Source organism: Natrialba sp. SSL1 (assembly GCF_001861355.1).
Classification (GTDB): domain Archaea; phylum Halobacteriota; class Halobacteria; order Halobacteriales; family Natrialbaceae; genus Natrialba.
Genome location: NZ_MASN01000018.1, coordinates 96,928 through 110,356, shown reverse-complemented (window position 1 = coordinate 110,356; position 13,429 = coordinate 96,928). Strand labels below are relative to the sequence as shown.

Genomic DNA, 13,429 nt, shown 5'->3' with positions numbered 1-13,429 from the left:
ATACAATGGCGAATCGGCGTATAGATTTACCGATGTAAAATCAGACACCCAAGGACTGTACAATGGATGTGACACACCGCTGGCGAGCACTCACTCGGACAACTGCTCTTGCCACTCCTGTACCTTCGACATCAGCTCAACCGGCGGCGTCGCGTTCACGTCGAGGTCACCGAGGTCCTCGAGTACCGCCTCGGTCTCGGGGTCGAGCGCACTCTCGTCTGTCGTGTCGTCCGGTTCACCACCGTCCGCGTTCGCCGGGCCGCGGAACTGGCCGCTTCCCACGTCAAACACCGTCTGGACAGGCTCGGTCGTGTTTCCGCCCTTCGCCTCGATAGCCTTCTCCTCGCGGAGGCGCTCGAGAACGTCCTGCGCGCGGTCGACAACGGGGCCGGGGACGCCCGCCAGATCGGCGACGTGGATCCCGTACGAACGATCCGTCGGCCCGTCCCGAACGGTTCGGAGGAAGGTCACGTCGCCGTCGCGTTCGTCGGCTGCAATGTGGACGTTGGCGACGCGCGGCAGGTTCTCTGCGAGCCCGGTCAGTTCGTGGTAGTGCGTTGCGAACAGCGTCTTCGCTGCGACTTCGTTGTGCAGGTACTCGGTAGCCGCCCAGGCGATCGAAATCCCGTCATACGTCGCCGTACCGCGGCCGACTTCGTCCAGGATGACCAGCGACTCGTCGGTCGCCGCGTGGAGGATGTTCGAGAGTTCACTCATCTCGACCATGAACGTCGACCGGCCCTGTGCGAGTTCGTCGAGCGCGCCGACGCGGGTGAAGATGCCGTCGACGAGGCCGATATCGGCCTCCTTGGCCGGGACAAAACTCCCGATCTGGGCCAGCAGAACGATACAGGCGACCTGGCGCATGTAGGTCGACTTCCCGGACATGTTGGGGCCGGTGACGACCAGGAAGCCTCGCCGCTCGCCGTCCAGTCGGACATCGTTCGGGACGAACTCGGTCGTCTGCTCGACGACGGGGTGGCGACCCTGGTCGATGTCGAGCGCGTCACCGTGGTGCAGGTCGGGCTTGACCCACCGGTTCTCGGCCGCATGGGTCGCCAGACTCGCCAGCGCGTCGACCGTCGCGAGCGCCCGCCCCACATCCTGCAGGAGTTCCGCCTGCTCGGCGACCTCTTCCCGGAGCTCCTCGAAGAGTTCGTACTCGAGTTCCCCTCGTTTCTCCTCGAGTCGGAGCACGTCGCGTTCCTTCTCCGCTAACTCGTCGGTCGTGAACCGCTTCGAGTTCTTGAGCGTCTTGATCTGCTCGTAGTGGTCGGGGACGCCGTCGGCGGCGGACTTGCCGACCTGGATGTAGTAGCCGTCGGTCTTGTTCCGGTCGACGGTGACGTGCGAGAGGGAGTACTGGCGCTTCTCGCGCTCGGCGAGCGTGTCGAGCCACTGCTTGACCTCCTCGTGGCGGTCGATGACCTCGTCCAGGTCGTCGTCGTAGCCGTACTGGAAGAGTTCGCCCTGGGTGACCGTCGACGGGGGGTCCGAAGCGATGGCGTTCTCGAGTGCCTCCCGAAGCTCGCGTGCGGTCTCGCGGTCCGGTCGGTCGATGATTTCGGCGAGCGGCGATTCGGTGAGGTCGGGCGTCGATTCAATTGTCTCCGCGAGTGCCGGCAGCACGGCGAGCGTCTCGCGCACGGCGACGAGGTCGCGAGCGTCTGCGCTGCCGTGGGTCGCCTTCGAGGCCAGCCGCGCGAGGTCGTAGGCCTCACCGAGCGTGTCCTGCATCTCGTCGCGAGCGAGCGCGGCCGAGGCGAGCGCGGCGACGCTCTCCTGGCGCTGTTCGAGGGTGTCGAGTGCGCGTCGGGGGCGCTGGAGCCACTCCTTGAGGAGTCGGCCGCCGGCGCTGGTCTCGGTGTGGTCGATCGTCGCGAACAGCGAGCCGTCGCGCTCGCCCTGCATCGTTTCGGTCAGTTCGAGGTTGCGCTGGGTCGTCGCGTCGAGGGTGACGTGGTCGTCGCCGTGGTGGGACTGGATCCGCGTCATCGAGGCGAGCACGCCCGCGCCGGTCTCCTCGACGTAGGAAAGGATCGCGCCCGCGGCGGCGATGGCTTCCTCGCCGACCGCCAGTCGGTCGACGGTCTCGCTGCCGAACTGTTCCTGTACCGTGTGATCAGCGCGTCTCGGAGCGAAGGCCTCCGTCTCGTGCAGCGTCAGCGTCGCGTCGATGCGCTCTCGGACGGTTCCGAGCAGGTCGTCGTCCGTCTGGCTCTCGGGGCCGGGAAGCACCTCGACGGGATCGAAACGGTAGAGTTCCGTCAGCGCCTCGTCGGTGTCTGCGGCTTCGGCGACGAGGAACCGTCCCGTGGTCACGTCGGCGAAAGCGAGGCCGTAGCGCGCGCCGTTGGCCGTGGAGTCGGAGCCGGAGCCGGAGCCGCCGTCGACCACCGCCGCCAGATACTGCGCGTCTGCGTCGCTCGTCTCGAGTAGCGTCCCGGGCGTCACGACGCGAACGACCTCTCGCGCGTGGCCGGAGTCGGTTTCGTACTGGTCGGCGACGGCGACCCGGTAGCCGCGCTCGACCAGGGCCTTGAGATACGGCGTCAGGTCGTCGAGCGGCACGCCGGCCATCGGGTACGACGAGCCGTGCGAGGACTTCTGGGATACTTTGAGATCGAGTTCGTCGCTGACCGTTTCCGCGTCCTCGCCGAAGAACTCGTAGAAATCGCCACACTGCATCGCCAGCAACTCCGCGTCGGTGCCCTCCTTGAGCGAGAAGAACTCCCCGACGATGCCCGTCGCCTCTGTCATACTCGGAGCCTGGCTTTCCATCCCAAAAACCCTGCGGGATCCGCAGTGGAAGTGATGCGGGCTGCACACGTTGGTGTCGGCCGCCACATTATCGACCCGGTCAGCTACCGGTCCACGCAGTATCCGACGGGGAGAGCGTCTCGGTCCTCGAGAAAGTGGTAGTCGTAGTCAGATATCCGCAGCTTCTTCGACTTCTGCAAGTCGTTCGAGCGCATCGATTATGTCCATCACCTGTCCGTTTGCGTCCTCGTTCGCCTCGGCCAGCGTCTCCGTTTCTGCTGCGATCTCGTCTGCGTTCTGCATCACTTCATCAGCCATACTGGCGACCTCCTCGGTACTCGCAGCCTGATCGTCGGTCGCGGCCGCAACCTCGTCGATGCCGGACGCCGACTCCTCGATCGCTGACTCGATCTCGTCGAGGTTATCGACGGTTTCCTCGACGAGTTCGACCCCGTCTTCGATCTCCTCGTTCGCTTCTTCGAGGCTGTCGACCGTCTCCTCGGTATCCGCCTGAATTTGATCGACCATCCGTTCGATTGTGGCTGCCTCTTCCTGAGACTCCTCGGCCAAGGATTTGACCTCGTTCGCGACGACCGCGAAGCCGTCGCCGGCCTCACCGGCCGTCGCCGCCTCAATCGAGGCGTTCAGCGCGAGCAGGTTCGTCTGGTCAGCGATGTCGTTGATCACGTCCACGATTTCGTCGATCCGCTGGACACCCTCTCGGAGCTCCTCGACGTCCGACGTGACCTCTCCGGCCGCGTCGTTGACCCGCTGCATCTTCGAAATCGCCTCGTTGGCCGTCTCCGTCGTCTCGGTCGTGACCTCCGCCGCGCGTTCGGTGGTCGCGCTCACCTCCTCCGTGTTCGACGCGATCTCCTCGACGGTCGCGCTGAGATCGGAGAGTTCGCCCGCGATCTCGGCTATCGAGGCCGACTGTTCGTCCGTAACATCGCTGATCTCCGCCGTCCCGTCGTTGATCCGGTTCGCAACCGTCGCGAGTTCGTCGAGACTGTCCTCGAGATCCGTCCGAATCGTCTCCCGTCGCTCGGCGTGCTCCTCGAGTTGGGTCGCCCGCGCCGCAGTTCGCGTCTCGACCGCGAGGTGCTGGTCCATCGCGGCCAGCCGGAGGAACGAAAGCGACCGTGATGCGGTTTCCTGGACGGCTTCCTCGACAGTGTCGGTTGTAACGTCACTCTCGTCCTCGGCATCACCCGCTGTGTACGTCGCTGCGACATCGTCTGCGATTTCGGACAGAATGCGCTCGTAGTACAGCCCGAACGAACTGACGTAGGTCCCGAGTCCAGCCTCGAGGAACGGATCGATGCTGGCCGACTCAACGCGGCGTTCGAAGAAGTTGTGATCGTACTCGCCACACCCGAATTCCCGAAGATACGTCTGCTGCTCTCGGACAAACTGGTCGTCACTGATCGGCTGCTCATCGATCGCGTCGGCGACAGCTTGCTGCCCCGATATCGCGTCGTGGTAGGCCACGGCGAGGTCGTCACTGACATCCTCGAAGAGGTCGTCCATCGACTCGAGTACCCGTTCGTCTTCGCGGTCGAACCCGACGAACTGCTTTAGGTGGTCGACCTCCGTGCGATCGACGGTTACGTCCTGGCGTGTCTCGGCGCCGGCCGATCGAGATACCGCTGTGTCGCTGTTCAATGACATAGCCACAGAACTAGTCGTCTATGAGATAAGTATTATTGCCGAGAGGTAGTCCATTTTCACCATACTGCGTGACACCAAGAGACACAGATTCTCGTGGCTATGTACCATTATACCACCGGACACAACACAGCAGCCAAAATATCGGACAGAGTATAATTTTACTGCTACGCTGTCTTATGGACAGACATCTGATAATCGAGGCTCTGGTGGATCTACAACGGTGAGACGCGTCAGAACAACAGTCCGCCGAGCGGTACGTCCACGTCTCGGTCCGGTTCGACCAGCACCGGATACTCCTCCTCGTCGGGGACGCCGACCGTCAGCGCCTCGGATTTGAACCCCGCGATGCGGACGGTACCCAGGTTCGTCGCGCACAGCACTCGCCGTCCCTCGAGTTCCTCGGGCTCGTAGTGGTGGTCGTACTGCGCCGCAGACTGAATCTCCCCATACTCATCACCCAGATCGATCCAGAGTTTGGTCATCTTGGGCTTGTTCGCTTCCGGAAACGACTCGGCCTCGAGTACTTCGCCGACGCGAATTTCGACATCGAATGGGTTCTCGACCATGTGGCGTGCTGTCGGTGTGCTGGGGAATGAGCGTTCGGTTTGCGGCGACTGTTCCCGTGGGAAGCCACTGACGCGGCCTCGGGATCGTTACAACTTCAGCGCTCGAGTGCTGCGTCGAGCGACACGACGCGCTCCGCGAGCGTTGCCGGATCGGCTGCGACGAGTTTCGTCATCGCCTCCTTGCCGACTGCACCGCGATCGATCACGGCTGCGGGCGGCTCCTGCGACTCCTGCGACTTCTCGCCGTCACGGCCTCCGAACGCCTGCTGCGCGCCCCACCCCATCGTCTCGCCCTCTCGTGCAGCCACGTCCGCCGGCTCGTCCCTGCGGTCATACTCGGCAATGGGCCACTCGAGTGCCTCGAGTGCCGCCTCCACAGCCGGTCCGAACCGGCAGTTGACGGCGAACCGAAGGTCGGGGCTGAATTCGCGCGCCGAGAGGAGGAAGCGGGCGACGTGGCTCGAGGCACCGAAGCGGACGCCGCGGTTCGGCTGGATGCCCGACAGCGTTCGTGTGATGCGGCCCTCGACGGCGGCCGTTTCGTCGACGGATTCGGCGTACGGTGTCGCGCCGACGACGTTCATCCCAACCTCGGGGACGAGTGCAGCGACATCGGCATCGACGAGTCGGTCGACGACCGCCTGAACCTCCTCGGCCGTCGGCTCTCGTGCAGCCTGATTTCGCAGATCGACGGCGTGATTCACTGCGCCGTCACCCTCCCCGACATCGTAGGCGTAGCGCACCGCGCGAGCGAGGAAGTCAGTCGCGCCGCCGACCGCAGTCTCGAGGTCGTCGGCAGTTGCCAGCCGTGCTGCGATGGCCGCCGCCAGCGTACAGCCCGAGCCGTGGGTCGCAGCCGTGTCGACGCGCGGGTGTTCGAACGTCGTCGTCCCCGTCTCCGTGACGAGCAGGTCGGTGACTGTCTCACCGGGAATGTGGCCGCCCTTCACCAGTACTGCGTCAACGCCGAGGTCACGGATCGCCTCACCGGCCTCGCGAGCGCTTTCCTCGTCCGTGACTTCGATATCCGTCAGCACCTCGGCTTCGTCCGCGTTCGGCGTCGCGAGAGTCGCTTCCGACAGGAGGTCCTCGTAGGCGCGCTCGGCATCGGATTCCAGCAATCGATCGCCGGTCGTCGCGACCATCACGGGGTCGACGACGAGTGGGAACTCGAACGTGGCTGCCTTCTCGGCGACGAGTTCGACGAGTTCGGTTGTCGCGAGCATTCCCGTTTTCGCCGCGCCGACCGCGAAGTCCCCGGTGACGGCGTCGATCTGCGCTGTGACCTCCTCGACGGGGAGGGCGAACGAACGCTCGACGCCGCGGGTGTGCTGGGCGGTGACGGCGGTGATCGCCGACGTGCCGAAGACGCCGTGGGCGGTCATCGTCGCGAGGTCGGCCTGGATGCCGGCCCCGCCGCCGGAGTCACTGCCCGCGATCGTGAGCGCGACGGGGCGGCTGTCGGGTGCTGGTGTTCTCATAGCTGTTGGTATTCGCTGGTTATACAAATCGATGATGGTGCACTGTTCGCTGCGGATTGGGTAATTCGGACTGGTTCGGGTCACTCGGCGCGACATCCCGCAGCCACGTCAGGCTATGCTACTCAGTTGCAAGCTCCGCGTACGCCGCCCACGACGGATCCTCGTTCGGGTGGTCGAGTCGCTCTCCATCGGCGACGACCTCCCCTACCGCGGCGTCGTCCTCGGAGTCAGCGCGCTCCACCCGACCGATGTCCGCGACGACAGTGCCTCGGTCCTCGAGTGCAGCCGTGACCGCACCAGCGCCGTCGGGGTCGACCGCGATGAGAAGCGAGCCGCTGCTGGTCATCGCCCAGGGGTCGATTTCGAGATACTCACAGAGTTCGGCGACGCCTGGGCGCATCGGTACAGCCTCGCAGTCGATTGCGAACCGAGCACCCGCACCGGCGGCCATCTCGTTCAGCGCGCCGGCGAGTCCGCCTTCGGTCACGTCGTGCATCGCGGTGACTGCTCCGGAGCCTGCCGCGGCTGCCGTAAGCGCGTCCCGAACGGCGTACACCTCGTCGAGGCGCTCCTGTGCGTCGGCGAGCACGCCCGCCGCAAGGTCGATCTCGTCGGCGAAAATCGTACTCAGGAGCCCCACAGACTCGACGGCGGGACCGGTCGTCAGCAGGAGCCGGTCGCCGACACGCGCCCCGTCTGGGCGGACCACTTCGTCGTGCTCGCCGACACCCATCGCGGTCGCCGCGCCGACCCACGGATGAGACGGGTCCGAGTATCGGGCCGTGTGCCCCGTCACGACGGACACGCCGAGGTCGACGCACTCCTCGTGGATCGTCTCCCAGACGGTCGCGAACTCCTCGTCGGACATCGTCTCGGGAAGCGTGAAACAGACCGAGAGGTGTGACGGCGCGACGCCGCTGACGGCCACGTCCGCGAGCACGAGGTTGAGCGCGAACCGCGCCGCGCGTTCGAACCCGAGCGCGGGCGGGATCGAGAGCGGATCGGTCGCGGTGACGAGCGCCTGCCCGCCGATGTCGAGCACGCCGAAGTCGACGCCGTGGGTCGGCCCGAGCGCTACGTCGTCGCGGTCGGCACCGAGATTCGGCGCGATCCGTCGCTCGAAGAACTCGCGATCTATCTTGCCGAGGTCAGCCATACGAACACGCACCCAGCGGCCGCTCTTCAGGCTGCTGATCCGCCGTCGGCAACGGCCGCTGACTCGTTTGCCTGAGGGACTGGGAGTCGGTAGTGCTGAGTGATGATCCGGTGGTACTCGAGTCCCGCTCGCGGGCAGCGCTGATCGGGACCACCAGTCCTCAGTACGTATGCCGAACCATCGTAACCGATTTCAGTTTCTAAAAGTCGATGACGTAACCTCGTCTGATTTCTGAAAACAGTGAAACCGCTGCCCGGCAAAGCACCACCGAATGGCGTACTCGTTCAGGGAAGACGAACAGACCGAACTCGAGTTCTCGGCCAGCGAACTCACGGGTGCGCTAGGAGATTCGGTTACTGTGCTGCCGCTGCTCGTCGCGCTCGCTGCGACGACGAGCGTCTCGCTCGCACACGTGCTCGTCGGCTTCGGCGTCTTTCAGATCGTCTGGGGGCTGTACTACGGGATGCCGCTGTCCGTCGAGCCGATGAAAGCGCTCGTCGGCCTGGCGATCGTCGGCTCGCTTTCCTATCCCGAGCTCGCGGCGGCCGGACTGCTCGCCGGCGGCGTCCTGCTGGTCGTGGGCTCGTTCGGCCTCGTCGGGTACCTCCAGCGCGTCGTCGGCGAACCCGTTATCCGCGGCGTGCAGTTCGCGGTTGCACTCCTGCTACTCGAGGCTGCGGTCGACCTCTCGCTCGGCGCGCCCGGCGTCGCCGTCGCCGGTCTTGCACTCGTCTGCCTGCTCGCGCTTCTGGGCTATCGCCAGTCGAGCGTGCTCGTCGTGCTCGCACTCGGTGGCGTCGCTGCAGTGCTCGCAGCCGGCGTTCCCGCTCCGCGGCTCCCTGAACTCGCACTCTTCCCTGCAGGCTCGCCGACGATTTCCGGCGCGGCACTCGAGGGCACCGTCGCACAACTTGGAATGACGATCGGCAACGCGGCCATCGCGACCGCGCTGCTCTGTGGTGATCTCTACGACCGCGACGTGTCGGCCGACAGGCTCTCCCAGAGCATGGGCGTCACCTGTCTCGCGGCGATCCCCGCCGGTGGGGTGCCGATGTGCCACGGCAGCGGCGGCCTCGCGGGCAAGTACGCCTTCGGTGCGCGGACTGCGGGTGCGAACGTGCTGCTCGGTGTGGGCTACATCGCCCTCGCGCTCGTCGCGACCGGCGCGCTGCTGGCCGCGTTTCCGGTGGCGCTGCTGGGTGTCTTGCTCGTCGTCGTCGGCGTCGAACTCGGCCGGGCGGCGTTCGATCCGATTCCGTTCACGGATCGCCGCGCGCTCGCACTCGTCGTCGGCGTCGGTGTCGTGGGACTCGTCGTCAACGTCGGTGTCGCATTCGTCCTCGGTGCGGTCGTGTTCTGGCTGCTCTCCGAGTGACCGCTGAGTGGCAGCCTCGCCGCCAACTTTCGCGGTCCCGGGCTCCAATCTCCGCGTGGCTTTTCTTTCCGTACTCCGAACGGCCACCAATGCCAACCACTTGGGGTGAGCTCTTCGACCGCGCGGAGTCCGCCGACGTCACACTCGACCAAATCCGTTCGACTGCTGCGGAACTGACCGACGGCGAGTCGGCGTCGGGTGAGACCGATGGCTGACCGATCCACCGGGAACGCAGACCACCCCGATCCGACCCGCGTCGTCGCGGATTCGTCCGTCCTCGCGGCCGACCTGTTCGTCGATGGCGACGCTCGCCGGGCGCTGGATCTGGTCCGCAGTCACTCCTGGATCGACCTCGTCGCCAGCGACCACCTCCTCGCGGCGACTGAAGAACTCGTCGCCGCCCTCGCCGACCCCGATCTGGCGGCCGCGCATCGGGACCGTCTCGAGGCCGATCGCGTCGCGGTCGACCACCCCGACGACGATCATCCGGCGCTGGCCTCGGCCTACCGCGGCGAGGCGGCGCATCTGCTCTCCTCCGACGAGCGGCTGAACTCCGCGAAGGCGGGGCTCTCGATGCAGCCGCGGCTCTCGATCAGTGTACGCACGCCGGACGCGTTCGCGGCGGTGTTCGACCCCGAAAAGCTGTACCCTACGGTCGAAGACGGCTCGTATCCGGGGCCGGACTGCGACCCTCGCGAGTAGTCGAAGAAGTCGGGCGCCTGTCTCCGAGTGCGCTACTGGTCTGCGTACCAGTCTGAGAACGTCGCCAGCGCCCGCCCGCGGTGGGAAACCGCATTCTTCTCCTCGACGTCCATCTCGGCCAGCGTCTGCCCGTTGAATTCGAAGATCGGATCGTAGCCGAAGCCGTCGTCGCCCCGCGGCGAGACGATGGTTCCCGCGAGGGTTCCCTCGAAGGTCTCCGTCTGCTCGCCGTCCGTGAAGCCGAGTACCGTCTTGAATCGGGCTCTGTGGCTGTCCTCTGGTTCGACGAGTCGCCAGAGGCGCTCGACGCCGACGGTGTCCTCGACGTACGCCGAGTACGGCCCCGGGAAACCGCCGAGCGCGTCGACGAACAGGCCCGTGTCGCCGACCAGGATCGGGTCTCCGCCCTCGAGTTCCGCGTGTGCCTCTTCGGCCCCGCGGAGTGCGATTTCCTCGAGCGAGTCGCTCTGGATTTCGGTGTAGTCGTAGGGGACCTGCTCGACGACTTCGATGCCGTCGAGGTAGGTCCGCGCCTCGCGCGCCTTGCCGTCGTTACCGGTGACGAAGCGGATAGCCATGTTCGAGGCGGCGGCCGCCGCGGGAATATAGCCGTCGGTTGCCGTCCGCAGGGGCGGTTTCGAACGGATCCGTGGCGCGCTGCGCCGCCATCGTCTGTTAGAGGGAGGAATCCAGTCCAAACGGACAGACGCGTTCGGATGCGCTCGGGGTACTGGGTATCAGGAAAGCGGTCGTCTCGTGCGTCAGTTCTCGTCGTCGTCGACGATCACTTCGACGGGTTCGTCCTGTGCCTCCTCGGTGTCCGCCGAGGAACCCTGCTCTTGCTGCCAGAGGAGTGCGCCAGCGACCGCGACGACGACCCACGACCGCCAGTTGGCGAGGTTAAGCGTGTACCCGACGCCGAAGGGCTTCTCGACGAGCATCCCTTCGCCAGGCTGCCAGTACGACGAGAGCATGCGGCCGAAGCTCGGTCGTTCGAAGTTGTACGGGACGCCAAGAATCTCACCGGAGGTCGGTTTATCTGCCATGCGGGACAGTACGGTCTTCCCCATTAAGAGTATTGTGTGCCCGTCTCGTCTGTGGAAATTGGTCACTCTCGGTTTTCGACTCGTTCGCCGAATTCGCCACGTCCTCCCCCCACAGGCTGTCACCGAGAGCACGCACAGGCCGTCACCGAGAACACGCCGCTTCGAGTCCCACTAACAGCCCCTCCTGCATCGTCTCGAGTGCCATGCTCGGTTCACCCTCGTCGCGCGCCGCCGCCTGGGCGTGCGAGAACGGAACGTGGACGAACCCCACGTCGCAGTCGTCGACTGCACTCGTCTCCGTCTCCACGAGGTGGCGCGCGGCGTACAGCAGGTTGTTACAGCAGTGCGTTCCGGCGTCGGTCGAGAGCGTCGTCGGCACGCCGGCGTCCTGCATCGCCTCCTTCATCTCCCGCACCGGCAGCGTCGTGAAGTAGGCGTCCGGCCCGTCCGCGACGACGCACTCGTCGACAGGCTCACGATCCTCGTTGTCCGGAATGCCGGAGGCGCTCGTATCCCGGAGGTTAATCCCCACGCGCTCGAGCGAGAGCGTGTTCCGACCGCCGGCCAGGCCGAGCGCGCAGACGATGTCTGGGTTGTGCTCGTCGATGGCGGACTCGAGTACGTCCGCGGCCTGATCGAACACGACGGGGAGTTCGCGGCCGACGACGGTGTGGGTGCCGAGGTCGGTGCCGTCGAGGCGTGCGGCAAGCTGGCGGGCAGGGTTGGTTTCGAAATCGCCGAAGGGTTCGTAGCCGGTGAGGAGGACGGTGGGCGCTGTGTCGTCAGTCGCGTCGGTGTCGCTGCGTGTCTCGGTACTCGTAGTCGTACTCGTCTCCATCGGTCGTGACTACTCGCGTCGGGACAAGAGTGTCCGGGTCTCGGCACTCGGTGAGCTGACTGGCGCTCCCGAACGAAGCCGCAAACTGGCCCTCAGCCCTCGGTCCTCGCTTCTCAATTCTCAGTTCTCGATGAGGTCGCGAGCGGCCGTCAACCCTCGCCGCCGACGTACCGCCCACGGCCCTCGACGTCGAGCAGCCGCTCGAGTACCCGCTCCTCCCCGACCTCGCGATACCCCTCACGGACCGCTTCGCGGAGCGGCTCGGGGTCGTTCGCGGTCCCGACGAGGCTCTGGTCGAAGACGTGCAGGTCCATCGCGTAGTCCTCCACGTGGTCGGTGTGGTAGCCAAGGCCGAAGTCGATGAAGTAGGTTCGGTCCGCAGCGACCCGCACGTTTCGCGTCGTCGGATCCCCGTGAACGATACCGGCCCGGTGGAGTCGCGCGAGATGGCGACCCACGTTCCGGACGTGTGTCTTCCCCGACTCGTCGTCGAGAACCGCGCGCAGATCGCAGTCGCCGACGAAGGCGAACTCGAGTAGCGACTCTTTCGGATCGATGTCCGAGAGCACGGGTGTGGGGACGCCCTCGCGGCGGGCGAGGTTCGTCAGGCGGGCTTCGAGCCGGGTCCGCTCCGTACGGAGACGTTCGTCGAGGTCGGGGTGGCGGTAGGCCTTGGGACGTCGGCGTTTGGTGACGTGGCCGGTAGTGGGGTCGAGGTCGACGACGGCTTCAGCGCCCTGGACCTGTTCTGTTTCCCCGCCTGCGCCGTCTCCACCGCGGCCGACCGCGAGCTCTGGCTCGTCCGTGCGCCAGGTGACGGGAACCTGATCCGGCCGGAAATTCGGATCGACGCGCGAGTCTTCGATCGCGAGCGTCTCGTCGGCCTCGTACATCTTCGCGCCGAGAACGGCGATCATGCCCGCGTTGTCGCGCAGGAATCGCGGCTCGGGTGCGTGAAAGTCCGCCCCGCGCTGGGCGCACATGTCCGCGAGCATCTCGCGAAGGCGGGCGTTCTGTCCGACACCGCCACCGAGGACGAGTTCGTCGCTGCCGGTCAGCGAGAGTGCACGCTCGGCGACTTCCGTCAGCATGGCGAAGATTGTCTCCTGCAGCGAGTAGCAGATGTCTTCGACAGGAACCCCATCGTCGTAGCGCTGCTTCGCGGCGCTCATAATCCCCGAGAAGGAGAAGTCCATCCCCTTCACGACGTAGGGGAGGTCGATGAGTTCGCCGTCTTTCGCGGCCGCCTCGACCTTCGGTCCGCCGGGATGGGACCAGCCGACGTGGCGGGTGAACTTGTCGATGGCGTTGCCGACGCCGGTGTCCATCGTCTCCCCGAGCACGCGATAGCGGCCGTTGCGGTACGCGAGCAGGTGCGCGTTCGCGCCGCTCGCGTTCAGACAGACCGGCGAGTCGAAGTCGGCCGTGTGGCGACCGATCTCGAGGTGGGCTACCATGTGATTCACGCCGATAAGCGGTACGTCGAGCGACTGGGCGAGTGCCCGCGCTGCCGTGCCGACTGTGCGCAGGCACGGACCGAGACCGGGCCCGCGCGAGAAGGCGATCGCGTCTACGGGCGGCTCCGTGTCGGGTCCGTCGAACGTCTCCCGGGCGTGTGTGAGTGCCGTCTCGACGACGCGCGGGATGGCGTCGTGCATGTGCTCTGCGGCCTCGCGGGGGTGAATGCCGCCGCTATCTGGCTCGTAAGCGTCGGTTTCGATAAAAACGTCGTCGGTCTCGGTGTCGAAGACGGCCGCGCTGGCGGCCCAGGCGGTGCCTTCGATGCCGAGAACGCGTGTTCGTGTGGCTGAACTTGTGATCACGACTCAGCGGT

At 65.8% G+C, this 13,429-nt stretch carries 12 protein-coding genes; 3 read left to right on the top strand and 9 right to left on the bottom strand.

Annotation, left to right across the window (positions count from 1 at the left end; all coding sequences use genetic code 11):
- Positions 1 to 90: 90 nt before the first annotated feature.
- From mutS to BBD46_RS04675, 5 genes are all read right to left on the bottom strand, one after another.
- Positions 91 to 2,760, bottom strand: coding sequence for a DNA mismatch repair protein MutS (gene mutS / locus BBD46_RS04695; protein ID WP_071400594.1), 2,670 nt, complete (start codon positions 2,758 to 2,760; stop codon positions 91 to 93).
- A 168-nt stretch (positions 2,761 to 2,928) separates the two neighbouring features.
- Positions 2,929 to 4,431 carry a globin-coupled sensor protein gene (locus tag BBD46_RS04690; RefSeq protein WP_071400593.1) on the bottom strand — a complete coding sequence of 501 codons (1,503 nt, stop codon included), beginning with the start codon at positions 4,429 to 4,431 and terminating at the stop codon, positions 2,929 to 2,931.
- Between the two features lie 230 nt (positions 4,432 to 4,661).
- Positions 4,662 to 4,997 (bottom strand): tRNA-binding protein, encoded by a 336-nt coding sequence (locus BBD46_RS04685; protein WP_071400592.1) that lies wholly within the window; start codon positions 4,995 to 4,997, stop codon positions 4,662 to 4,664.
- A 95-nt stretch (positions 4,998 to 5,092) separates the two neighbouring features.
- Positions 5,093 to 6,478 (bottom strand): bifunctional hydroxymethylpyrimidine kinase/phosphomethylpyrimidine kinase, encoded by a 1,386-nt coding sequence (gene thiD / locus BBD46_RS04680; RefSeq protein ID WP_071400591.1) that lies wholly within the window; start codon positions 6,476 to 6,478, stop codon positions 5,093 to 5,095.
- 118 nt (positions 6,479 to 6,596) lie between these two features.
- A complete protein-coding gene (locus BBD46_RS04675) occupies positions 6,597 to 7,634 on the bottom strand; it encodes an AIR synthase family protein (protein ID WP_071400590.1) in 1,038 nt (345 codons plus the stop codon).
- A gap of 271 nt (positions 7,635 to 7,905) precedes the next feature.
- On the opposite strand from BBD46_RS04675, the gene BBD46_RS04670 reads away from it, so the two are divergent.
- The 3 genes from BBD46_RS04670 (at position 7,906) to BBD46_RS04665 (ending at position 9,711) form a co-directional block, all read left to right on the top strand.
- The gene (locus BBD46_RS04670; protein ID WP_071400589.1) at positions 7,906 to 9,009 is read left to right on the top strand and encodes a putative sulfate/molybdate transporter; all 1,104 of its coding nucleotides are present in this window, start codon (positions 7,906 to 7,908) and stop codon (positions 9,007 to 9,009) included.
- Positions 9,010 to 9,098: 89 nt separating this feature from the next.
- A complete protein-coding gene (locus BBD46_RS23335) occupies positions 9,099 to 9,224 on the top strand; it encodes a hypothetical protein (RefSeq protein WP_256374960.1) in 126 nt (41 codons plus the stop codon).
- On the top strand, positions 9,217 to 9,711 hold the full coding sequence (locus BBD46_RS04665) for a DUF7384 family protein (RefSeq protein WP_071400588.1): 495 nt from the start codon (positions 9,217 to 9,219) through the stop codon (positions 9,709 to 9,711). Before BBD46_RS23335 ends, BBD46_RS04665 begins: the two co-directional genes overlap by 8 nt.
- Before the next feature lie 32 nt (positions 9,712 to 9,743).
- Here the strand turns inward: BBD46_RS04665 and rdgB are convergent, their stop codons facing one another.
- The 4 genes from rdgB to BBD46_RS04645 all read right to left on the bottom strand — a co-directional run bounded on the left by rdgB (position 9,744) and on the right by BBD46_RS04645 (position 13,418).
- Positions 9,744 to 10,289 carry an RdgB/HAM1 family non-canonical purine NTP pyrophosphatase gene (gene rdgB, locus BBD46_RS04660; RefSeq protein WP_071400587.1) on the bottom strand — a complete coding sequence of 182 codons (546 nt, stop codon included), beginning with the start codon at positions 10,287 to 10,289 and terminating at the stop codon, positions 9,744 to 9,746.
- Positions 10,290 to 10,472: 183 nt separating this feature from the next.
- On the bottom strand, positions 10,473 to 10,757 hold the full coding sequence (locus BBD46_RS04655) for a DUF5808 domain-containing protein (protein WP_004217190.1): 285 nt from the start codon (positions 10,755 to 10,757) through the stop codon (positions 10,473 to 10,475).
- A gap of 142 nt (positions 10,758 to 10,899) precedes the next feature.
- Positions 10,900 to 11,595, bottom strand: a complete 696-nt coding sequence (pcp, locus tag BBD46_RS04650; RefSeq protein ID WP_071400586.1) for a pyroglutamyl-peptidase I — start codon at positions 11,593 to 11,595, stop codon at positions 10,900 to 10,902.
- Positions 11,596 to 11,744: 149 nt separating this feature from the next.
- Entirely contained in the window at positions 11,745 to 13,418 is a 1,674-nt protein-coding gene (locus tag BBD46_RS04645; RefSeq protein ID WP_071400585.1) for a bifunctional N(6)-L-threonylcarbamoyladenine synthase/serine/threonine protein kinase, read from the bottom strand.
- Between the last annotated feature and the right edge of the window lie 11 nt (positions 13,419 to 13,429).